At 66.0% G+C, this 21,223-nt stretch carries 27 protein-coding genes; 6 read left to right on the forward strand and 21 right to left on the reverse strand.

Translation table 11 applies throughout. The annotated features are described in order from the left end of the window. Positions 1–23: 23 nt before the first annotated feature. Together AOP73_RS02690 and AOP73_RS02695 are read right to left on the reverse strand one after the other, a co-directional pair. Positions 24–254: a heavy-metal-associated domain-containing protein gene (locus tag AOP73_RS02690; protein ID WP_061963086.1), complete on the reverse strand. Its 231-nt coding sequence runs from the start codon at positions 252–254 to the stop codon at positions 24–26. 51 nt (positions 255–305) lie between these two features. Beyond that, positions 306–701 (reverse strand): heavy metal-responsive transcriptional regulator, encoded by a 396-nt coding sequence (locus tag AOP73_RS02695; RefSeq protein ID WP_061963087.1) that lies wholly within the window; start codon positions 699–701, stop codon positions 306–308. 107 nt (positions 702–808) lie between these two features. Here AOP73_RS02695 and AOP73_RS02700 point away from each other — a divergent pair, with 107 nt between their 5' ends. Then, positions 809–1,513, forward strand: coding sequence for an aspartate/glutamate racemase family protein (locus tag AOP73_RS02700; RefSeq protein WP_084626509.1), 705 nt, complete (start codon positions 809–811; stop codon positions 1,511–1,513). A gap of 8 nt (positions 1,514–1,521) precedes the next feature. On the opposite strand, the gene AOP73_RS02705 is transcribed toward AOP73_RS02700, so the two are convergent. Together AOP73_RS02705 and AOP73_RS02710 are read right to left on the reverse strand one after the other, a co-directional pair. Continuing rightward, positions 1,522–2,550, reverse strand: a complete 1,029-nt coding sequence (locus tag AOP73_RS02705) for a GNAT family N-acetyltransferase (protein ID WP_061963089.1) — start codon at positions 2,548–2,550, stop codon at positions 1,522–1,524. A gap of 25 nt (positions 2,551–2,575) precedes the next feature. Next, a complete protein-coding gene (locus AOP73_RS02710; RefSeq protein WP_061963090.1) occupies positions 2,576–2,917 on the reverse strand; it encodes a winged helix-turn-helix transcriptional regulator in 342 nt (113 codons plus the stop codon). An 81-nt stretch (positions 2,918–2,998) separates the two neighbouring features. On the opposite strand from AOP73_RS02710, the gene AOP73_RS02715 reads away from it, so the two are divergent. Continuing rightward, on the forward strand, positions 2,999–3,652 hold the full coding sequence (locus AOP73_RS02715; protein ID WP_061963091.1) for an FMN-dependent NADH-azoreductase: 654 nt from the start codon (positions 2,999–3,001) through the stop codon (positions 3,650–3,652). Positions 3,653–3,740: 88 nt separating this feature from the next. Here AOP73_RS02715 and AOP73_RS02720 read toward each other — a convergent pair whose 3' ends face one another. Continuing rightward, positions 3,741–4,274 carry a ferritin gene (locus tag AOP73_RS02720; protein WP_061963092.1) on the reverse strand — a complete coding sequence of 178 codons (534 nt, stop codon included), beginning with the start codon at positions 4,272–4,274 and terminating at the stop codon, positions 3,741–3,743. A 159-nt stretch (positions 4,275–4,433) separates the two neighbouring features. Here AOP73_RS02720 and AOP73_RS02725 point away from each other — a divergent pair, with 159 nt between their 5' ends. Both AOP73_RS02725 and AOP73_RS02730 read left to right on the forward strand, forming a co-directional pair. Further along, on the forward strand, positions 4,434–5,465 hold the full coding sequence (locus tag AOP73_RS02725) for an LLM class flavin-dependent oxidoreductase (protein ID WP_061963093.1): 1,032 nt from the start codon (positions 4,434–4,436) through the stop codon (positions 5,463–5,465). Positions 5,466–5,508: 43 nt separating this feature from the next. Further along, on the forward strand, positions 5,509–5,892 hold the full coding sequence (locus AOP73_RS02730) for a hypothetical protein (RefSeq protein ID WP_152650511.1): 384 nt from the start codon (positions 5,509–5,511) through the stop codon (positions 5,890–5,892). 72 nt (positions 5,893–5,964) lie between these two features. Here the strand turns inward: AOP73_RS02730 and purQ are convergent, their stop codons facing one another. The 12 genes from purQ to AOP73_RS02790 form a co-directional block, all read right to left on the reverse strand. Continuing rightward, positions 5,965–6,669, reverse strand: coding sequence for a phosphoribosylformylglycinamidine synthase subunit PurQ (gene purQ, locus AOP73_RS02735; protein ID WP_061963095.1), 705 nt, complete (start codon positions 6,667–6,669; stop codon positions 5,965–5,967). After that, positions 6,670–6,921, reverse strand: a complete 252-nt coding sequence (gene purS / locus AOP73_RS02740; protein WP_061963096.1) for a phosphoribosylformylglycinamidine synthase subunit PurS — start codon at positions 6,919–6,921, stop codon at positions 6,670–6,672. It lies immediately after the preceding gene. A gap of 21 nt (positions 6,922–6,942) precedes the next feature. After that, positions 6,943–7,359, reverse strand: a complete 417-nt coding sequence (locus AOP73_RS02745) for a hypothetical protein (RefSeq protein ID WP_061963097.1) — start codon at positions 7,357–7,359, stop codon at positions 6,943–6,945. A gap of 48 nt (positions 7,360–7,407) precedes the next feature. Beyond that, a complete protein-coding gene (locus tag AOP73_RS02750; RefSeq protein WP_061963098.1) occupies positions 7,408–8,163 on the reverse strand; it encodes a class I SAM-dependent methyltransferase in 756 nt (251 codons plus the stop codon). 41 nt (positions 8,164–8,204) lie between these two features. Next, a complete protein-coding gene (locus tag AOP73_RS02755; protein ID WP_061963099.1) occupies positions 8,205–9,098 on the reverse strand; it encodes a phosphoribosylaminoimidazolesuccinocarboxamide synthase in 894 nt (297 codons plus the stop codon). Further along, positions 9,098–10,360, reverse strand: coding sequence for a phosphoribosylamine--glycine ligase (gene purD / locus AOP73_RS02760; protein ID WP_061963100.1), 1,263 nt, complete (start codon positions 10,358–10,360; stop codon positions 9,098–9,100). Before purD ends, AOP73_RS02755 begins: the two co-directional genes overlap by 1 nt. Before the next feature lie 325 nt (positions 10,361–10,685). Next, a complete protein-coding gene (locus AOP73_RS02765; protein WP_061963101.1) occupies positions 10,686–11,984 on the reverse strand; it encodes an adenylosuccinate synthase in 1,299 nt (432 codons plus the stop codon). A gap of 145 nt (positions 11,985–12,129) precedes the next feature. Beyond that, a complete protein-coding gene (fbaA, locus tag AOP73_RS02770; protein WP_061963102.1) occupies positions 12,130–13,149 on the reverse strand; it encodes a class II fructose-bisphosphate aldolase in 1,020 nt (339 codons plus the stop codon). A gap of 112 nt (positions 13,150–13,261) precedes the next feature. Beyond that, the gene (locus AOP73_RS02775) at positions 13,262–13,513 is read right to left on the reverse strand and encodes a toxin-antitoxin system YwqK family antitoxin (protein WP_061963103.1); all 252 of its coding nucleotides are present in this window, start codon (positions 13,511–13,513) and stop codon (positions 13,262–13,264) included. Continuing rightward, positions 13,503–14,117 carry a TrmH family RNA methyltransferase gene (locus AOP73_RS02780; protein ID WP_061963104.1) on the reverse strand — a complete coding sequence of 205 codons (615 nt, stop codon included), beginning with the start codon at positions 14,115–14,117 and terminating at the stop codon, positions 13,503–13,505. The genes AOP73_RS02775 and AOP73_RS02780 overlap by 11 nt, the downstream gene beginning before the upstream one ends. Before the next feature lie 71 nt (positions 14,118–14,188). Then, on the reverse strand, positions 14,189–15,415 hold the full coding sequence (locus tag AOP73_RS02785; RefSeq protein ID WP_061963105.1) for an ABC transporter permease: 1,227 nt from the start codon (positions 15,413–15,415) through the stop codon (positions 14,189–14,191). Then, on the reverse strand, positions 15,412–16,311 hold the full coding sequence (locus tag AOP73_RS02790) for an ABC transporter ATP-binding protein (protein ID WP_061963106.1): 900 nt from the start codon (positions 16,309–16,311) through the stop codon (positions 15,412–15,414). Before AOP73_RS02790 ends, AOP73_RS02785 begins: the two co-directional genes overlap by 4 nt. Positions 16,312–16,376: 65 nt before the next feature. Between AOP73_RS02790 and AOP73_RS02795 the strand changes: the two genes are divergently transcribed. Beyond that, positions 16,377–17,114 carry a DedA family protein gene (locus AOP73_RS02795; protein WP_061963107.1) on the forward strand — a complete coding sequence of 246 codons (738 nt, stop codon included), beginning with the start codon at positions 16,377–16,379 and terminating at the stop codon, positions 17,112–17,114. Between the two features lie 45 nt (positions 17,115–17,159). Here the strand turns inward: AOP73_RS02795 and AOP73_RS02800 are convergent, their stop codons facing one another. The 4 genes from AOP73_RS02800 to AOP73_RS02815 all read right to left on the reverse strand — a co-directional run bounded on the left by AOP73_RS02800 (position 17,160) and on the right by AOP73_RS02815 (position 20,178). Further along, a complete protein-coding gene (locus tag AOP73_RS02800; protein WP_061963108.1) occupies positions 17,160–17,723 on the reverse strand; it encodes a LemA family protein in 564 nt (187 codons plus the stop codon). Between the two features lie 71 nt (positions 17,724–17,794). Further along, a complete protein-coding gene (locus AOP73_RS02805) occupies positions 17,795–18,715 on the reverse strand; it encodes a hypothetical protein (protein ID WP_061963109.1) in 921 nt (306 codons plus the stop codon). Between the two features lie 73 nt (positions 18,716–18,788). After that, positions 18,789–19,355 carry an orotate phosphoribosyltransferase gene (pyrE, locus tag AOP73_RS02810; RefSeq protein WP_061963110.1) on the reverse strand — a complete coding sequence of 189 codons (567 nt, stop codon included), beginning with the start codon at positions 19,353–19,355 and terminating at the stop codon, positions 18,789–18,791. 64 nt (positions 19,356–19,419) lie between these two features. Then, a complete protein-coding gene (locus tag AOP73_RS02815; protein ID WP_061963111.1) occupies positions 19,420–20,178 on the reverse strand; it encodes an SDR family NAD(P)-dependent oxidoreductase in 759 nt (252 codons plus the stop codon). A 53-nt stretch (positions 20,179–20,231) separates the two neighbouring features. Here AOP73_RS02815 and AOP73_RS02820 point away from each other — a divergent pair, with 53 nt between their 5' ends. Further along, entirely contained in the window at positions 20,232–21,035 is an 804-nt protein-coding gene (locus tag AOP73_RS02820; RefSeq protein ID WP_061963112.1) for an exodeoxyribonuclease III, read from the forward strand. Positions 21,036–21,223 lie beyond the last annotated feature (188 nt).

The following is a 21,223-nucleotide window of genomic DNA, read 5'->3' on the forward strand; positions in this document are numbered from 1 at the left end:
GAAAGGGGAAGGATGGGGCGTGGCTAGGCGCCTACGGTGTAGCCGGCCTTGGTCACGGCCTCGTCGATGGCGAACTCGAGATCATCGACGGGCACAGTGCCGTCGGAGTGCACGGCGACCTGACCGGTCGCTACGTCGATGTCGGCGCCGGAGATACCGTCAGCCGCAACCAGGGCCTCGCGCACGGTGGTGGCGCAGCCCTCGCACGTCATGCCCTCGACAGAGAGTTCAATGATGGTCGTTGAAGTAGTCATAACCTCAACATAGACCTTACAGTGTGCTGGAAGGTCAAGCCGTACGCCGACTTAGTGCGCGAGCACCTGGCATGCGTTCGGGTCATTGCAGTTCGCCGGGTCCAGGCTTGCCGCCCGGCGGGACAGTGCCGTGAGCTCTCCCTTCGCCGCAAGCAGGCTCGCGATTTGCAGGTCGATGTCCGCAAGGTGACGGTCCACCAGCGCGCGGGTGTGCTGGCACGTGGACTCGCCGTCGTCCTTCATGCCCAGGATCTGCCCCGCCTCGGCGAGCGTCAGGCCCGATGCCTGGGCGTCACGAATGAACCGCAACCGATCAACGGCGTCGTCGCTGTAGTCGCGGTAGCCGGAGGCCGTGCGACCCGGAGCGGGCATCAGCCCGATGCTCTCGTAGTACCGCACGGTCTTCGCCGTCACGTGGCCGGCCTCGGCAAGTTCACCAATCTTCATGGCTCCACGATACGCCAATTCATTCCATCTGGCTAGAACGTTACGTCCCGCCCAAGGTGCCATCCGATGCGCACCTGGACCCACCATCGGCCGCTACTGTGAAAAGCATGAGAACTACACCCCGTCGACTCGGCCTCCTGGGAGGCATCACCTGGCACAGCTCCATCGAGATGGAGCGCGCCATCAACGACGGCGTGAACGACGCGCTCGGCGGGAGCAGCTCCGGTGACCTCCTGGTGCGCTCCTACAACTTCCAACACATCGCCGACGCTCAGGCCGCCGGGGATTGGGAGGGCCTTGGGGCCGAGTTCGCGGCCGATGCCGTGGGCTTGCAGAGTGCCGGCGCCGAGGCCATCATGATTTGCGCGAACACGATGCACAAGGTCGCTCCGGCGGTCGAGGCGGCCATCGACGTGCCGCTGATTCACATGCTCGACGCCACCGCCGATGCCATCCTCGCCCAGGACCTCGACACCGTCGCCCTGTTGGGTACCGGCTACACGATGCGCGACCCCTTCTACCGGGATCACATGGCCACGCGCGGCATCACCACCCTTGCCCCCGCGGAACCGGCCCTCAGTGAACTACACGAGCTGATCTACGGCTCGCTCGCCAAAGGCGTCATCCCCGAAGGCGCGCGCGAGCAGGTACTGGCAATCCTCGACCCGCTGCTGGAGCAGGGCGCTCAGGGAATGATCTCCGGCTGCACCGAGATTCCCATGGTCGTCACGCAGCCCGACATCGACGTGCCCTACTTCGACTCCGCCGGGCTGTTCGTGGACGCCGCACTGAGGTTCTGCCTGGAGGACTAGCGCAGTAACTAAGCCCAGCCGGCCGCGTCAAGGACATCCTCGGCCACCTCTGCGCGCGAGCGGTTCTCACCGGCATCCATGGCAGTCATAACGATCGCGTCGTCCAGGTCCTGGCTGTCGAGCGAGTCGCTCAGCTCCACGGTGCGCGCGAGCGCCCAGTCCCGCCACTTGCCCTCCGGCTCGCGCACGGACAGGCGCGCCTCGCGCACGTCCAACGGCGCGTCCACGCGGACGATGCTGACGTCGGCTTGTCCCGCCACACTCGCAAAGGCGGTGGCGCAGCGGGCACGGTCGTCGGCGTCCTCCAGGACGCGAGAGATCACGACCAGCCCACACCCCCGTGCCCGATACACGGGTGCCGTTGCTGCGAGGTTCTGGAAAAACAGCGCCTGGTTGTACGGGTCGTCCGCGGGGGGTGGAACGGCCTGGCATAGAAAGTCGCCATCGATGAAGGCTGAGCGAGACCCGCGCGCCTCCAAGGCGTCGAACACGGCGGCGGCGCTGGTGGTCTTTCCCGCGCCGATGCTGCCGTTCACCACCAGCACTCGGGTGGGCAGTTCCTTCGCGAAACACACCGAGCGCGGATCCTCGTTGTATTGACCGTATGGCTCGATGCGGTGATACCCGAGCGCCTCGTACAGGGCGATCGCGGCTGGCTGCTCGGTGCCGGTCTCGAGGGCGATGCTCGTGGCACCCGATCGCCGCGCGGCGGCCTCGAGCGCGCCCATCATGACGCGTGAGTATCCCCGGCGACGATGCTCCGGCCGGACGTAGAGGCGCTTGGCCTCAATGGTTCCCAGAGGCAGGTCGTACGCCGGCCATTGGAGCATCGCGGTAGCAATGTCCTCACCCGACTCGTCCGCACCTACCAGCGACGCATAGACGCGGGAGAGGTCGATCGCATCATCGAACGCCTCGCCCTCCGGGGCATCGACGTGCCCGTCGTCTCCGTAAACCACCCGCATCTCGGCCTGCTGTTCGTCCCAGAGGCCCCGGGCCGCGGCATCGTCCGACTGGACGCGGCGAATGGAGAGCACGTTCAGATCCTCTTGGCGCGGGCAGCTAGGCCTTGACGGGCGGTTGCAGGTTGCTGGACGCCCACTGCCCGAGTTGCTCGAGCACCGGCACCAGGTGCTTGCCGCCGTCAGTGAGGGCGTAAGAGACGGCGATGGGCGGGCCGGGATTGACGCTACGGGTCACCAGGGTGACCTCCGCGAGTTCGGAGAGCCGGTCGGACAGCACCGCGTCGCTGATCCCGGGTACCGCGCGTCGCAACTCCGCAAAGCACAGCGGGCCCTTGCCCAGCGTGGCGATGATCATCCCGTTCCAGCGCTTGCCGAGGATCGTGAAAGCGAGGCTGACGGCGCCATCGCACGCATTGTGCTCGCTGATCTCGGTTTCCATGCCACGAGTGTACCGTGCTACGCTCTGTCTAGTCACTATTTTTTTATTAGTCACTATTGACACCCAACTCATGGAGAAGAAATGACACTGTTTCGTCTGGACGCAAGCATCATGCCCGCCACCTCAGCAAGCCGCGCGCTCGGCGACATCGTCGAGCAGGAGTGGGCCGCGGCTCACCCCGATTCCGCGGTCACTCGTCGCGACCTTACGGCCGACCCGGTCCCCGCGACCGCGTGGCAGAACGCGGTGCTCGGCGGCTTCACCCCCGAGGGCGACCGCTCGCCCGCACAGCTCGAGGCTGGCGCGCTTGCCAAGACTCTCGCGGACGAAGTTGTTGACGCCGACGCACTGCTGTTCGACGTGCCGCTGTACAACTTTGGTGTTTCACAGCACTTCAAGACCTGGTTCGACCTGGTCAAGACGGACCCCCGCATCGGCTCCGCAGTCACTGCCGTCAATGGCAAGCCCGCGACACTTGTGACCGTGCTGGGCGGCAACTACTCCGAGGGAACGCCCAAGGAGGGGTGGGACCACTCCACCGAGTGGCTGGTCCGCGTCCTGCGCGACGTCCTCGGGCTCGACCTTCGCGTAGTGTCGCGCTCGTTCACGCTCGTGGGTGTGGACCCGGCGCTGAATGACTTCACCGAGATGGCCGCTGGCCTCAAGAGCGACGCGGAAGAGGTCGCACGCAAGTCCGGTCGCGAGCTTGCCGCACTGCGCGGCGCTGCCGCCTAGGTCCGGCACCAAGCACAAACACGAACGGTTCCGCCCGGCCACGATGGCCGAGCGGAACCGTTGTCGTTTGAGGTGACGCGAGCGCTCGCTAGAGCACTCCACCAGCAGCGCCAGGAGCATCGGCGTCGACGCCGCCGTCACCCACCTGCTCGCGAGCCACGAAGTTCTCGATGTCGAACAGGTTGCCGCTGGCACGCTGCGCGACCGTGAGGAGAGTCGACATGGAGGCGACCTCCTCGACCTGCTCCTTGAGGAACCACAGCAGGAACTGCTCGGACAGCACGTCACCCTCGGCACGGGCGGCCGCGAAGAGCGCCTCGATCTGCTTGGTGACCTGCTTCTCCTGCGCAAGAGCGAGCTCAATGGGCTCGGTGACGGAACCGAAGCCGTTCTTTGGCTCCTTGCCGGCAGGGATCTCGACCTTAAGGTCGCGGTCCAGCATGTACTGGACGATCATCATGCCGTGATTGCGCTCCTCGACCGCCTGGCGGTAGAAGTGAGCGGCGAGCTGGGGAAGGTCTTCGGAGTCGAAGTACACCGCGATCGCGATGTACTGCGTGTGGGCGTCGAGTTCCACGCCCACCTGGGCCCTGAGCAATGATTCAAAAGTGTCGTTTGTCATATCGCCAGCCTAGGCCGCGACCACACAATGCGCTAGCAAGGACAGGCTCAACTCAGTGAGGCGCACCTGACCTCCGCGCGCCCTGGAACGATGCGGGAATGACGGCTTCCCAGGTCACGTTGAAGCGGACAGTAGACACATCAACCATTGGACAACTCCATGAAGAACTTTGGCTTTCTCTCCTTTGGCCACTGGTCGGCTGCGCCCGGTTCCAGGACGCGCGATGCTGGCGAGACCGTGCGCGACACCATCGACTTGGCGGTCGCGGCCGAGGAGGCAGGCATGGACGGCGCATGGATCCGAGTGCATCACTACGAGCAGAACCTGTCCTCGCCCTTCCCCCTCCTCGCCGCGATGGCCGCACGCACGTCGCGCATCGAACTGGGAACCGGCGTCATCAACATGCGCTACGAGAACCCGCTATACATGGCGGAACTCGCGGCCACCGCTGACCTGGTGTCGACAGGTCGACTCCAGCTTGGCGTCTCGCGCGGCTCTCCCGAGCCAGCGGCCGATGGCCCAGCCAGCTTTGGCTACCCGCTTCCCGTGGGCAAACTGCCGGTTGAGGACGCGGCGGAGCGAATTGCGCTCTTCCGCAAGGCGATCTCGGGTGAGGGGATCGCGGAGCCTGGCGCGAATGCCCACGTGCTCGCCGGTCAGAAACTACCGATCACTCCGCAGTCGCCGGGACTCTCACAGCGCATCTGGTACGGCGCGGGCAACACCGACAGCGCTAAGCGAGTCGGCTCACTCGGTATGCATCTGATGTCTTCGACGCTTGTTCTCGAGGCCACGGGCGAGCCGCTCGGCACCGTCCAGGCTCGCCAGATCGCGGCCTATCGCGAGGCGTGGGACGCGGCCGGTCATGACGGCAAGCCCCGCGTGTCCGTGAGCCGATCCATCATGCCCATCTTCGACGACGCATCCGAGCGCTACTTTGGCGGCATACTCGCACGCGAGTCCATGGGCGGCAACGAGGATCAGATCGGCTACATCGACAACGCCAAGGGAACGTTCGGCAAGACCTACGTAGGTGCGCCGGACAAGATCGTGGCAGAGCTGCTCCGGGACGAGGCCGTCATGGCTGCGGACACTGTCCTGGTCACGGTGCCCAATCAACTGGGCGCGGAGTTCAATGGGCGCACGTTTGAGGTCCTCGCGCGCGACATCAAGCCCGCGCTCGGGGAGTAGACGACTTCACGGGCCACCGTACCGCTGGTGTAACGTCTTCCCCGTGCCAGACAGATCCAAGCCCGAGATGCCTCATGGCCGCCCCGCACGCAAAGAGTGGGGGCCGCTAGCGCTCGCCGTTCTCACGACGGTCGCGATGCTGATCTACAGCGCTATGTATGCGAGTTCGGTCTGGGCCGACCTTGAGGTATCGCTACGAGTCCTTGTCGCGGGCTCCATCATCGTGGGCCTCAGCTCATCGATATTCGCGGCACGGTCCGTGCACCACAAGAACTGGGGCTGGGCCTCGGGCGCTGCGGCACTCGCCTTCATCACGCCTACCGGGTTCGTGCCCATTCCCCGCACCATGACGCTGATTCTGGCGGGATGGACGCTCTACCTGTTCTTCCGAGATCGTCGCGCGAACGGCCCGGCGGGACAGCACTAGTCGCTCCTCAGCCGCCGCCTCGACGATGCTCCTACGACGAGGCCAGCCCCTGCATCGGCTGACTGAAGCCTCTTAGGCGTTGGCGAGCAAGGACGAGATGGCGCTCGTGAAGAAGGTCAGGCCGTCGGTTCCGGCGCGGCCCTCCTCTGTCGAGTCGGGGCCGAATCCGCGCTCGACCGCGTGTTCGGGGTGCGGCATGAGGCCCACCACGTTGCCGCGCGCGTTGGTGATGCCGGCGATGTCGCGTCGCGAACCGTTCGGGTTCCAGCCCACGTAGCGGAAGGCCACGCGACCCTCGGCCTCGAGCTCGTCGAGGGTGTGCTCGTCGGCGACGTACTGGCCGTCCTGGTTCTTCAGCGGCACGATGATGTCCTGGCCGTCCTCGTACTCGCGAGTCCAGTCGGTGTCCGCGTTCTCGACGCGTAGCGTCTGGTCGCGGCAGATGAAGTGCAGGTGCTCGTTCTTGATCATCGATCCCGGCAGCAGGTGGACCTCGGTCAGCACCTGAAAACCGTTGCAGATGCCCAGCACCGGCATGCCGCCGTTGGCCGCGTCCACGATCTTCTCCGTGATGGGAGAGAAGCGCGAGATGGCACCTGCGCGCAGATAGTCTCCGTAGCTGAAACCACCGGGGAGGACAATCGCGTCGACGTCCTTGAGGTCGGGCTCCGCATGGAAAAGCGAGACCGGTTCGGCACCTGCGAGGCGGACGGCGCGTGCCGCGTCGCGGTCGTCGAGCGTGCCGGGGAACGTGACGACGCCGATGCGGGCGGTCATTTAGTTCTCCTCGACGGCGACCGAGACCACGTCTTCGATGACCGGGTTGGATAGCATCGTCTCCGCGGCCTCGCGAGCCTTAGCGAGCACCTCGTCGGTGACCTCACCGTCAACGGTCAGTTCGAATCGCTTGCCCTGGCGCACGCCGGCAAACTGGTCGAATCCCAGACGCGGGAGTGCGGCGCCAACTGCCTTGCCCTGCGGGTCAAGGATCTCGGGCTTGGGCATCACATGTACGACGATGGTGGCCATGGGCAAAGTCTAGCGGCAGTCTCAGCAGACAAAGTTGTACTCGATCTTGTCGGTGGTTAGCCAGGTGGTGAGGTCGCCGCTGTCGGAGCGGAAGTACGCGTATCCACCGTCGTAGACGACCAGTGTTCCCGTGTCGTCTCCAGGGCCAGGGGCCACGACTGCTTTTGTCGAACGCGACATCCCAAGTCCGGGCATATCCACCGCTGCGAACGCCACGGGTGTGGGGAAGTCCTCCTCGTCCTCGGGGTCGAACTGGTACCAGGTCACGCCGTCAAAGGTCAGCGTCTCGTTTCCACAGGCGGGGTAGTACTCGACGCCCTCGACTACCTGCCGCTGCTCGCCGGGCGATCCCGACCCCGCCGCGGCACAGCCCGTCAGGGCGGCGACGGCTCCAAGGGCGACGGCCGCCAAGGCCAGGGTCTTCTGAAAAGGCTTCATACAGATAGGACGGCCGATGCTCGGGAAACGTTGGGTTCTCACCGCGACCTAGCTAGGGCGGCGAGCTTCGATGAGGTGGCGCGTCGAATGCGCCACAACAGGCTTTCCCGCCCGCATCTGGGCATCGAGCCTTCGCAGCATCGCGTCGTACTTGACCACGGAGAAGTCTGGCACCCACCACACGCACTTGCGGAGGGTCCACACCACGGCGCCGATGTCGTAGAACTCCATGCGGCATCGAGCCGTGCTCAGGTGAACGATTTCCAGGCCGGCGTCGCGAGCCGCTGCGCTCTCCAAGTCTGGGTCGCGCCCCCGGCGCTCCTCGACCAGCGGCCCTAGGAACTCCTCAATGAGTTCGAAGGCGGAGGCAGGCCCCACGTGCTGCGCAAAGTAGGAGCCGCCCGGCCGGAGGACGCGATGAATCTCGGGCCAGTCCGGCGCGACGGGGTGCCGCGCGGTGACCAGGGTGAAGGTGTGGTCCTCGAAGGGCAAGGCCTCGCCAGGCACAGCATCGACGATCTTCACGCCGCGTGGCGCCAATGCGGAACGGGCCCGCGCCGCATTGGGCGGCCAGCCCTCGGTCGCCACCATCGTTGGAGGAAAGATCGGGGCTTCCCCCAACACCTCTCCCCCGCCGGTGTCGAGGTCGAGCGCGGAGTCGACGGTGGCCAGTCGATCTGCGAGCAAACGCGCAAAACCCCACGGCGGGCGCTCCTCCGTCGCCCTGCCGTCTAGCCAGCCGAACCCCCAACCGGATACATCCGCAGCATCGGCTTCCGCCACTAAATCATCGAAGGAACGCATGTCCTCATTGTGGCGCGGTTCGGGTGCGGGTGGCCCGCTGACTACGCCTTGGCGAGCCGGTCGTACGCCTCGAGGTAGCGCTGACGGGTCTTCTCGACGATCTCCGCGGGCAACTGGGGCGGCGGCACGTCGCCAGCCTTGTCCCAGCCAGACTCCGGCGAGGTCAGCCAGTCGCGGACGAATTGCTTGTCGTAGCTGGGCTGGGCACGGCCCGGCTCCCACGTGTCCGCGGGCCAGAAGCGACTGGAGTCCGGGGTGAGCACCTCGTCTCCGATCACGATCTCACCGGCGGCATTGCGACCAAACTCGAACTTGGTGTCAGCCAGGATGATGCCCTTGCTTGCCGCAATCTCGTGCGCACGCGTATAGGCATGCAGCGTGATCTCGCGCAGCGCGGCCGCGTCCACCGGCCCGATGGTGTCCGCCACGGCGTCAAAACTCACGTTCTCATCGTGGTCGCCCACGGCGGCCTTGGTGGCCGGGGTGAAGATCGGGGTGCGCAAGCGAGATCCGTCCACCAGGCCATCGGGAAGTGGGACACCGCACACCTCGCCGTTGTCGCGGTACTCGACCAAGCCGGAACCGGTCAGGTAGCCACGCGCCACGCACTCGACCGGGAACATGTCCAGGCGCTGGCAGATCATGCCGCGGCCGGCTACCTCTGCCGGCACCGGGGCCTCGACCGTGTGGTTAGGGACGATGTCCCGGATCTGGTCGAACCACCACAGACTCAGCGCCGTGAGGATCTCACCCTTGCCAGGGATGGTCGTGGGTAGAACCCAGTCATAGGCACTGATGCGGTCCGACGCGACCACCAGGACGACATCACCGCGCGGGTGTGGCTCGATGGGCTCGTACAGGTCGCGGACCTTGCCGGAGTAGATATGGCGCCAGCCAGGTACTACCGGCGGAGCAGGAAGGACGATCTCGCCCATCAGTTCGCCTCCGCTGCGGTCCGTGCGATGTCCGTGCGGTGGTGCGAGCCGGGTAGATCGATCGCGTCGACGCCGGCGTACGCACGCGTGCGAGCCTCGGTCAGGTCGGCGCCGGCCGCGACGACAGACAGCACGCGCCCACCGTTCGACACGAGCGCTCCGTTGTCGTCGAAGGTGGTGCCGGCGTGAAGCACATGCACGTCTTCCATCGCCTCAGCGTCGTCGATACCGGTGATCGCGTCGCCCTTGCGAGGATCCGCCGGGTATCCCTCGGCTGCGATCACGACAGTGACGGCGGACTCTGCGCGCCACGCAAGCCTAGGCAGTTCTGGGAGGCGTCCCAGCGCAGCCGCCATCAGTACATCGGAAAGGGGGGTCTCCAAGCGGGCGAGGACCACCTGGGTCTCGGGGTCGCCAAAGCGCGCGTTGAACTCGATGACTCGCACGCCGCGTGAGGTGAGCGCGAGGCCGCAGTAGAGCACGCCCTGGAATGGGGCGCCGCGCCGGGCCATCTCATCGACAGTGGGCTGGGCGACGGTGCGCACCACCTCATCCACCAGGTCCGCGGGAGCCCAGGGCAGCGGGCTGTATGCACCCATGCCGCCGGTGTTGAGACCCTCGTCGCCGTCGTAGGCGCGCTTGAAATCCTGTGCTGGCTGGAGCGGGACAACATTGGTGCCGTCGCAGATCACGAACAGACTCACCTCGGGTCCGTCGAGGAACTCCTCGATCACCACCTGGCCGCCCGAGCTAAGAATCGACTCGCCATGCGCATCGGCCTCAGCACGGTCGTTGGTCACGACGACGCCCTTGCCTGCCGCTAGCCCGTCATCCTTGACGACATGCGGAGCACCAAACTCGTCCAATGCGGCGGCCAACTGTTCCCGGTCCGTGCACACCGCCGCGCCGGCGGTCGGCACCTTGGCGGCGTTCATGACGTCCTTGGCGAACGCCTTGGAGCCCTCGAGCATCGCGGCTGCGGCGCCGGGGCCAAAGCACGGAATGCCTGCCTTGCGTACGGCATCCGCGACGCCGTTGACGAGCGGGGCCTCGGGGCCCACAACAACCAGGTCGGCTCGTACCTGCGCCGCGAGAGACGCGACGGCCACTCCGTCATTTTGGTCGGTCGAGTGCAGCGTCGCTATCTGGCCGATGCCGGGGTTGCCCGGGGCGGCGTGAAGCTCGGTGACTGCAGGGTCCAGGTGGAGGGAGCGGGCAATGGCATGCTCGCGGGCTCCCCCGCCGACGATGAGGATGATCACTCCGCGAGTCTAGCGAACTGGCGTCCCTGGCCCGCCTACCCCGTATTGGTCCGTTTTCGCACGGATCTGAGCTGGCCGGAGCCCTGTTGGTCCTTCTTGTCACGCCGCGCCTCGCAAGCGCACGCGAGCGGCGGCGGCGCTTCACCTAAATTGCAGGCGGGCTGCGGTCCAGATCGGACCAACAGCATGCCGAGCACCCAAAAAAGCGTGCCAAATCGGACCAACTGGGAAGGTGAGCTGCGGGCGTGGGTGGGGCGCGCGGCGGACAGGACTACAGCCCGCCGGCGGGGGCACCCGCGGTGGGAGGGCGGTGAGTAAGAAGTTGCTAGACCCCGCGGGCGTGGATGAGGTCGTTGACCTCAATGGTCTGCTCGCGGTCCGGGCCCACTCCAATGGACGAGATCCGGCAGCCCGACATGGCCTCAAGCGCGCGCACGTAGTTCTGCGCGTTCGCCGGCAACTCGTCGAACGTCCTGCACGCGGAGATGTCCTCGGTCCAACCGGGGAACTCCTCCCAAATGGGCTTGGCCGCCGCGAAGGCTGCCTGGTCCTGCGGGAGGTCCTCGTAGCGAACACCATCGACTTCGTACGCGACACACACCGGGATGGTCTCCCAGCCGGTCAGCACATCGAGCTTGGTCAACACAAAGTCCGTCAGGCCGTTGATGCGCGCGGAGTAGCGGGCGATGACCGCGTCGTACCAGCCGCAACGACGGGTGCGCCCGGTGGTGACACCAAACTCGCCGCCGATGGTCTGCAGCTTGATGCCATCCTCATCGAACAACTCGGTCGGCATAGGGCCCTCGCCCACGCGGGTCGTGTAGGCCTTCACGATGCCAATGACGGAGTCGATGCGGGTCGGTCCCACACCGGAACCAGTGCACGCACCACCGGCGGTCGCATTGGATGACGTCACGAACGGGTAGGTGCCGTGGTCGACGTCCAGCATGGTGGCCTGGCCACCTTCGAACAGCACGGTCTCGCCGCGGTCGAGCGCGGCGTTGAGCACCAGCGACGTGTCCGTCACCATGGGGGCGAGGCGCTCGCGGTACTGCATCAGTTCCTCGACTACCTCGTCGACCTCGATGGCACGACGGTTGTACACCTTCACGAGCAGGTGATTCTTCTGCTCAAGGGCGCCCTCGACCTTGTCGCGCAGCACCTGGTCATCGAATAGATCACCCATGCGAATGCCGAGGCGGTTGATCTTGTCGGCATATGCCGGGCCGATGCCGCGACCGGTGGTGCCGATCTTGCGCGACCCGAGGAAGCGTTCGGTGACGTTGTCTAGCGTCCGCGCGTACGGCGCAATCACGTGGGCGGCGTTGGAGATTAGCAGCTTCGAGGTCTCGACCCCGCGCTCCTGGATTGCATCCAACTCCTGGAAGAGCACCGAGATGTCCACGACGACGCCGTTGCCGATCACCGGCGTGACGCCGGGAGACAAGATGCCGGAAGGCAGCAGGTGCAGGGCGAACTTTTGGTCGCCAATCACCACGGTGTGACCGGCGTTATTGCCGCCGTTGAACTTCACCACGTAGTCCACGCGGGAGCCCAGGACGTCAGTCGCCTTGCCCTTGCCTTCATCGCCCCACTGGGCGCCAACAATAACTACTCCGGGCACAAGGCCCTCCCCTCACCCGGAAACAACGCCCGGGGCTTGGTTAACGTGAGCACTCGCTCACGTCACTAATGCGTGTCTATCTTACGGTGACGTGCGAAAGCCCCCGGTGTCAGTGCGACTCCGGGGGCCTCCGCCACAGTCGTACTTAAATCTTCTTGCCGGCTGAGCCGAGCTGCTGGCATGCCTCGACGACGCGAGCAGCCATGCCGGCCTCGGCGAGCTTGCCCCAGGCGCGAGGGTCGTAGGCCTTCTTGTTGCCCCACTCACCGTCGACCTTGAGGACGCCGTCGTAGTTCTTCATCATGTGGTCGACGACGGGACGCGTGTACGCGTACTGCGTGTCGGTGTCGACGTTCATCTTGATGACACCGTGGCTGACGGCCTCCGCAATCTCTTCCGCGGTCGAGCCGGAGCCGCCGTGGAACACGAGGTCGAAGGGCTTGTCCTTGCCGTACTTGGCGCCGACCTCGGCCTGGATGGTGCCGAGGAGCTCGGGGCGGAGCTTGACCGCGCCGGGCTTGTAGGCGCCGTGCACGTTGCCGAACGTGAGGGCCGTCAGGTAGCGGCCCTTCTCGCCCAGGCCCAGCGCCTCGACGGTCGCGAGACCGTCTTCGGTGGTCGTGTAGAGCTTGTCGTTGATCTCGGCCGTGTGGCCGTCTTCCTCGCCACCGACAACACCGATCTCGATCTCGAGAATGGTCTTGGCAGCCTGCGAGAGCTCGAGCAGCTCCTGCGCGAGCGACAGGTTGTCCGCCATGGGAACAGGCGAGCCATCCCACATGTGCGACTGGAAGATGGGCTCTTCGCCGTTCTTCACGCGCGCGGTCGAGGCGGCGAGCAGCGGGCGCAGCCAGGAGTCGACGTAGTCGGGGTGGCAGTGGTCGGTGTGCAGTGCGATGGTGACGCCGTAGCTGTCAGCAACCTCGCGAGCGTAGGCCGCGAGTGCGAGCGAGCCCACCACCTGGTCCTTGATGGTGGAGCCGGAGGCGTACTGTCCACCGCCGACCGAGACCTGGATGATGCCGTCGGACTCGGCCTCCGCGAAGCCCTGGATGGCTGCGGTGATCGAGGACGAGGACGTGATGTTGATCGCGGGGAACGCGTAAGAGCCGGCCTTGGCGGCATCGAGCATCGCGTTGTAAGACTCGGGATTGGCGAGAGCCATAGTTATCTCCTGGAGTTATGGGGGGACGTATCCGCCCCCCATTCTGTCAGAAACCGCGCTATGAGCGCACATGACCTTGGTCCCGCGCACAGACAGCCGATGCTTGGGCCGGCTACGACCCCGCGTCACCCTTCATTGTGGTCACCTTGTAGGGCGCACCCTGCTTGTCGTAGGTGGTCCACTCTCCTACCTGCACGTCCCTGTCAAAGGAACCCGACCGCATTATTGTGCCGTCCACACGGAAGTACTCCCAGTAGCCGTGCATCTTTCCCTCGAGGAACTGCCCGCGCGCCCACAGCGAGCCATCCTTGTGGAACTTCTCGTAGGGCTCGAGGTCCTCGTCAACGTTCGCACTATCCGTCATGTCCGGCCTCCACGTCTCCATGGTGGCGCACCCAGGAGTGCATCGCAATGGCTGCGGCTGCGCCGGCGTTGATCGACCGCGTGGAACCGTACTGCGCGATCGCGAGCGTCGCATCGGCCGCCTCTCGGACGGCATCGGTCAGACCCACGCTCTCCTGACCAAAGACCAGCACGCAGTTGCGCGGCAGTTCGTAGGTTTCGAGCGGGACGGAACCCGGCAGGTTGTCGATGCCGATCACCGTCAGACCCTCGCTATGCGCCCACTCGACAAACTCCCCGACCGTGGGGTGGTGGCGCACGTGCTGGTACCGGTCGGTCACCATCGCGCCGCGGCGGTTCCAGCGGCGGTTGCCCACGATGTGCACCTCGCGGGCCATGAAGGCATTGGCGGTGCGCACCACGGAGCCGATGTTGAAGTCGTGCTGCCAGTTCTCGATGGCCACGTGGAAGTCATGTCTGCGCGCGTCCAAGTCGGCGACGATCGCGTCGTGGTTCCAGTACCGGTAGCGGTCCACCACGTTGCGGCGGTCGCCGTCGCGCAGCAGGTCCTGATCCCATTGGTCGCCATCGGGAAGCGTGCCCTCCCAGGGACCCAGCCCGTGCATCGGCTCCTCCGGGAGGTCCGCTGCTGGAACGGCCGATGCCGGTGCGGTTTGAGCCGACGAACTCCCCTCGTTCACGCGCCGGCCCCCTGCGCCCAGGCGGAGCGTAGGTGCGAACGCTTGGAGGTGTTGAGCACGGAGCCCGCGTAGAGGCGTGCGCCCACGACGATCAGGATGGCGGCGGTGAGCAACACAAGCGCCATGGCGATCCACGGCTCCCACCCGGCCGCAGTGCCCTGAATCATGCGCGCCGGCATCAGCAGCGGCGCTGTCAGCGGGAAGTAGGACAGGAATCGCTGGAGTGGGCCGTCGTCCTGAATCAGCACGGCAGCGAAGAACGGCACCATGACCGCGATCTGCATGTAGAGGGTCGTGGACTGCAGATCCTCGATGCGGGACGCCATCGATCCCGCGACGGCCCACAGGCACGCGAGCATCAAGAAGCCCACCACGAAGAACGCGAGGAACCAGCCGCTGACGCCCGCGACCTGGCCGATCACGTCGCTGGCCCCGGTCACCGAGGCGCCGATCAGCCCGGCCCCAATGATGATCGCGACCTGTGAGATGGCGAGAACTGCGTTGCCGAGTACCTTGCCGGACAGCAGCCAGCGGATCGGCACCGCAGCCACCAGGAGTTCGACCACGCGCGACTGCTTCTCCTCGACCACGGACTGCGCGATCGACATGCCGAACGTCAGCACGGAGAAGTAGAACAGGAAGCCGAATACGATGATCACAAGCTGCGGGGGTACTGCGAAGTCCGGTGGAGGGTCGGCGAGGACCACTTGCGGTGCGGGCGGCGACGTTAGCGTTGCGAGCTGGTCGGCGTCGAGACCCGCCTCGGTCGCCACGGCGCCGATGACCGACTGGGCGTGGGCCACAGTCACCAAGGTCAGCAATTCGTCGGGCATGCTGTCGCGGCCGGACAGCATCGCGTTCTGGCCGTCGACGGTCAGGACGGCGTCGACGTCCTGGTCCGCGAGTCCCTCCTCCACGCTCGCGACGTCCACGAGTGTGATGTCCGCGGCGGGGATGTCCGAGGGGCGCTCGTCGTTGTTGAGTCCGCCGAGTCGCTGCGCGACCTCGGCCTCCGACTGTGCCCCCTGGGTCACGCCGACTGTGTAGGAGGGGGTGCCTCCCTCAAGCAGCGCGGGCAGCACCGTCGCCACGACGATGACCACCAGGAACACCACGGTCGAGGCGATGAAACCCTTGTCGTGGAGCTTGACGGAGATCTCGCGGCCGGCGATGGTGCGCACCAGGTCCGAGCGGTTGGCGGTGGGGCGGGCAGCGGCGCTCATCGCGACACCTCCGCGAAGAGGTCGGCAAGGGTGGGCAGCACGCGCCCAAAGTGCGCGATGGGGCCAGCCTGCTGGGCTGAGACAAGCAACGCCTGCGGGTCGGCGCCGTCGGCGAGCTCGACGGTGGTGCCATCCGCTCCCGCGGTGAGGACACTGACACCCGGGAGGTCCGGGCTCCAGTCGGGGAGGCCCTCCACCTGGACTCGGTAGCGCCGCCCAGCACGCTCTTCGCGCAGGGACCGAACCTCGCCTGTCGCGACCACGCGGCCCTCGTGAATCAGCACGATGTCGTCGCAGAGCTTCTCGACCAGGTCGAGCTGATGCGAGGAGAACAGCACGGGTACGCCCGCGCTGGCCCGCTCCCGTAGTCGCTCGCTCATCGCGTCCATCGCGTTGGGGTCCAAGCCACTGAAGGGCTCGTCGAGCACCAATAGCGCCGGATCGTGAATCAGCGCGGCAGCCACCTGAACCCGTTGCTGGTTGCCGAGCGACAGCGTATGCAGGACGTCACCCGCGCGGTCGCTCAGGCCAAAATCCTCAAGCAACTGTGTGGCCCGCTCGCGCGCCACGTCCTTGTCGACACCGAACACCCGCCCCAAGAAGATCAACTGCTCGAGCACCTTCATTTTGGGATACAGGCCACGTTCCTCAGGCATGTAGCCGATGGTTCTCCGCACGCCCAGCGTCATGGGCTCCTCGCCAAAGGTCACCTCCCCAGCATCGGGCTTGAGGACGCCGACGATGGCCCGCATGGTGGTGGTCTTGCCCGCGCCGTTGCCGCCGACGAACCCGGTGAGCCTGCCGGGGCGCACCTCGAACGAGACGTCGTCGAGCGCGGTGCGGTCGCCAAACGTCTGGGTGAGGCCGCGGACGGAAAGTGTGGTGGATGCTGACACGACTCCGACACTAGCAACGGGGACGACGCGGGGAGACGCTTGTTCGCTTCACGTATCCTTGCCCCATGAATCACGCCCTCGCGCTGGCTGGCGCTCATCTACCCACGCTTGGGCCAGACTGGCTCGACCCCGAGCACCTCATCAACGGGTTCCTCGAGCGCTGGGGTACGTGGGCGGTCTTCGCGATCTGTGTCGTCATCATCATCGAGACCGGGCTGCTTTTCCCGTTCCTGCCAGGCGACTCGCTGCTCTTCACGGTCGGCCTCTTCGTCGGTACCGGTGCGATCGACATGCCCATTTGGGTCGCGGCGCTGACGATGGGGGTCGCGGCATTCGTGGGCGACCAGATTGGCTTTGGCATCGGCCACTATGCCGGCCCCCGAATATTCAATAGACCCGACTCGCGGCTCTTCAAGCGGGAGTATGCGGACCAGACCGAGAAATTCTTCGACAAGTACGGTCCGCGCGCCATCATTCTGGCCCGCTTTGTGCCCTTCGTCCGCACCTACGTGCCGGTCGCGGCAGGTGTGGGCCGCATGCATTGGGGCCACTTCGCTCGCTACAACGCCATTGGCGCAGTGGTGTGGGGCATCGGTGTGACGTTGCTCGGCTACTGGCTGGGTGGATTCGCGGTGGTGCGCGACAACATCGAGGTTGCGCTGGTGCTGGTGGTGTTCGTGTCGCTCTTGCCCATCATCATCGAGACCATCAACCACCGCGTGGCAGCGCGTCGTGCCGCCGCAGCAGTGGTCGATGCCGTCGAGGATGAAGTCACGCCCATTCAGAAGCCGCCGGCCGCATAGCCAGGAACTGAGGCTCGCGGGTTCCCTACTCGACGAGCGGCGAGACTAGAACTGGACGTTGGGGGCCTGGCGTGCGGCCTGGTCTTCGACCTCGAAGTACTCCTCGCGGTGGAAGCCGAACGAGCTGGCGACGATGCTCGTGGGGAACGTCTCGACCTTGGTGTTGATGGTGCGGACGTTCGCGTTGTAGAAGCGGCGTCCGGCGGCCACTCGATCCTCGGTGTTGGTCAGCTCGCGCTGCAACTCCATGAAGTTCTGGTTCGCCTTGAGGTCCGGGTAGGCCTCGGCGACGGCGAACAGGCGTCCGAGCGCCTGGGTCAGCACGTTCTCCTGCTGGGCCTGCTCGCCCGGGGTCGATCCGGGGGCAGCAGCAATGGTGCGCGCCTGCGTGACCTCGTCGAGGGTCGACTTCTCGTGTCCGGCATAACCCTTGACGGTCTCCACGAGGTTGGGGATCAAGTCGTGACGACGCTGCAGCTCGACGTCAATCTGGCGCCAGGCTTCCTGCACGAGATTGCGCAGGCGCACCAGACCGTTGTACGCGCTAATGACCCACAGCACCGCGATGACGATCAACGCGAAGATGACGATCAGGAAAATCTCCAGCATGACTTGACTCCCTTTGATGAGTACCTAGGGCGATGCTAGCGCCCCACCGTGACGAACGCGAAGACCGCGGGCTACGAGGCGGGCGGGGTCAGTCGTTGTGGATCCTCGTCCTCGGCGCCGATGCCGGTGTACCGCCCAGAGGTGAGGGCGCCAGGTGTGGTGGCCCAATCCGGGCCCACGAGAGGCCTATGCGCTCCGTGGCCGCCTGCGTGCTTGCCATGGTGCGAGGCAAGGCCCCGCTCGGTGTACTCCCGCAGCACGTGGTCCGGGATACGCCGCGCGATGGCTGTCAGCACACCCAGCCGCGTGGAGAGTCCGTCGAGTCCCACGCGACCTGCCTGCCAGGTCATCACCGCCCCGCCCTCGATGCGGATCATGGCGCCTTGCGCATCGGGCAGGATCAGCCGTTCCAGCATCCGCGGGTCCAGGACGTCGTGCGCGTAGCGCCGGTCCGCCGCGCGCACGCGCCACTGACGGTTGAATTCATGGGACTCGAACTCGATGTCCATCGCGCCAACGGTCTTGGCAACGCGTTGCGCGAGCGACTCGGGGATGAGTTCGAGTCGCGGCAGATTCACGGGAAGCTCCGCGATCGTGACCTGGAAGATGTACTGAGTGCTCTCGCCCCCACGGCCGTTCTCGACCTCGTAGTGGTGGGTGAAGGTGGCGCACTCGAGCCCACTCAGGGTTCCCCTCAGCACATCCGTCTGATGCCACTTGTTTCCTACGCCAAACGGCGCGCTGGTGAACCTGGAGTTGTAGTCGAAGCTGCGAGCCGCATACTCCCAGCCGTGCAGCTCGGCGAACTCCGCGTACTCACTGCGATGGCGCTGAGCGCGGACGTAGTCGACCACCCAGATCACCACGGCAACGGCGCCCAACACGAACAGCCAGAAGGGCGTGAAGCCGATGCGGAACAGGAAAAAGCCGAGCACAAAGACGCCGGCGGCGACGTAGGCCGCGACGTTACGGAGACTCAACGACTGGCGCATGCGCTCACACTAGCGGCGTGGGCTCGTACTGTGAAGAGTGATTGTTCCTTGCATGACCGCTGGCCATCAGTGGCTAGGCGAGGCCCAGGTCCTCGAGGCCATAGAGGTAGATGTAGGGCAGCCCGGCCTCTTCGATGCGCTCACGCGACCCGGTGTTGCGGTCCACGATCACGGCGACAGCAACCACCTCGGCGCCCGCTTCACGCAGCGCGTCGACCGCCGTCAATACGGAGCCGCCCGTGGTCGAGGTGTCCTCGACGGCCACAACCTTGCGGCCCTCAACGTCGGGGCCCTCGATGCGCCGCTGGAGTCCGTGTGCCTTGTTCTCCTTGCGCACCACAAATGAGTCCAACTCGAGTCCGCGCGAGGCGGCGGCATGCATGAGAGCGGTGGCAACGGGGTCAGCACCGAGTGTCAGCCCACCCACGGCTTCCACGTCGGCGGGGCCAAAGCCCTCCTCCTCGAGGCGGTCCAGCAGCAGGTGACCCACGAGTGGGGACGCGCGGTGGTGCAGCGTGATGCGGCGCAGGTCGACGTAGTAGTCGGCCTCCTTGCCCGAGGCGAGCGTAATACGACCGTGCACCACGGCGAGGTCCTTGATGAGGTCGCGAAGCTCCTCGCGAGGGGTTGCTGAAGTCATGACCCCAGCCTAGCGGCGAGTCAAAGACCCAACGCCCCAAGCATCGGCCGATGCCGTGGCGTCGTCAAAGCTTGCTGCCCCCACGGCGCGTGAGCGACTTGGGAACGAGGCGTAGCAGTCCCGCGGCCGCGAGGTAGCGGGCGCTGGGCGTCACCACCACCTGCTTGCGCCGCACGCCCGCGAGCGCCGCGGTCACCACCACGTCGGGCGTCAGCCAGGCGACGTCGGGGTAGTCGGTCTTCATGTGCTCGAGCGACTCGGCGTCGTGGAACTCGGTGCGCACGAGGCCGGGCACCACCACCGTCGCGCTCACGCCCGTGCCCTTGAGTTGGCCGGCCAGCGCCTCCGTGAAGTCGAGGATCCACCGCTTGTGGGCCGCGTAGGTCGAGTTGGCCAGGTGCGCGGCGATCGAGGAGATGTTGACGATCGCGCCGTGCCCACGCGCCGTCATGGCCTTGGCGGCGGCGTGCGAGAGCTGCAACGTCGCGGTGACCATCACGTCGAGCACGGCCCGCTCGTCCTCCCAGGTGCTCTGGAGGAACCCCTCGCCGAGCCCAAAACCCGCATTGTTCACCACCATGCTGACGGGGTGCGCGTCGTCCAGAATGCGCGCCTCGACCGCGGCACGGCCTGCCTCCGTGGACAGGTCCGCCACGAGCACCTCGGCGCCCACGCCCGTCGCGGAGCGAATCACATCCGCGAGTTCGCTGAGCCGGTCGCCCGACCGCGCCACCAGCACCACGTCGTGGCCCGCCGTCGCGAGCTGCCACACAAATTCTTCACCCAATCCGGCCGATGCGCCGGTCACCAATGCTGTTGCCATAGTTCGAGGCTACGGGACGCATCGGCGCCAGTGCGCTCCGGTAGCGTGGAGTCATGCGCCTCGCCACTTGGAATGTGAACTCGATCCGTGCCCGACAGGAAAGGGTGATCGACTGGCTCGAGCGCTCACAGACTGACGTGCTCGCCATGCAGGAAATCAAGTGCAAGCCCGAACAGTTCCCGCTGCAGGCCTTTACCGACGCCGGCTACGAGGTCGCCATCCACGGCCTCAACCAGTGGAACGGCGTCGCGATCGCGTCGCGCGTGGGGCTTGAGGACGTGCAGGATCACTTCCCGCAGCAGCCCGGATTCGGAAAGCCGGGCCAGGACGTCGTGGTCGAGGCGCGAGCCCTGGGAGCGACCTGCGGTGGCGTGCGCGTGTGGAGCCTGTACGTGCCCAATGGGCGGGGCCTCGCCGACCCACACTATGCGTACAAGTTGGGCTTCCTCGAGGAACTGCGCGCCGCATCGGCGACCTGGGCAGAGGTCCCCACGGCTCTGGTGGGCGACTTCAATGTAGCGCCGCGCACCGAGGACATCTGGTCCGAGGCGGACAGCGAAGCGGAGACCCACATCACGGCTGAGGCACGCGCAGCGTTCCACGCCTTTGAAGCCTCGGGCTACGAGGAGCTGTCACGCCGCTTTCAACCCGAGCCGAACACGTACACGTTCTGGGACTACAAGCAGCTGCGCTTCCCCAAGGGTGAGGGCATGCGGATCGACTTCATCTACGCCTCGCAGTCTCTCGCGGCACGTGCCGTCGATGTGCAGATCAACCGCAACGAGCGCAAGGGCAAGGGCGCCTCCGATCACGTCCCCGTGGTGCTCGACATTGACGAGGCCGGCCCCGCACTATGAGCGAGGACGGCTCATCGACCCCGAACGAACCAGGCTTCGACTTCGCGCCACCTCCACCCCCTGGCGGCAACGTGGCGGGCCCCTCCTCGACCACCCCACCTGCGGCATCGGGTGGACGCTTTGCCTCCTCTCTTGCACCGCCTGCGCCTATCCGTCCTGGCACGAAGGGCCGCCGGCCACGAAAGGCG

Origin of the sequence: Demequina aurantiaca (assembly GCF_000975135.1) — a bacterium.
GTDB lineage: Bacteria > Actinomycetota > Actinomycetes > Actinomycetales > Demequinaceae > Demequina > Demequina aurantiaca.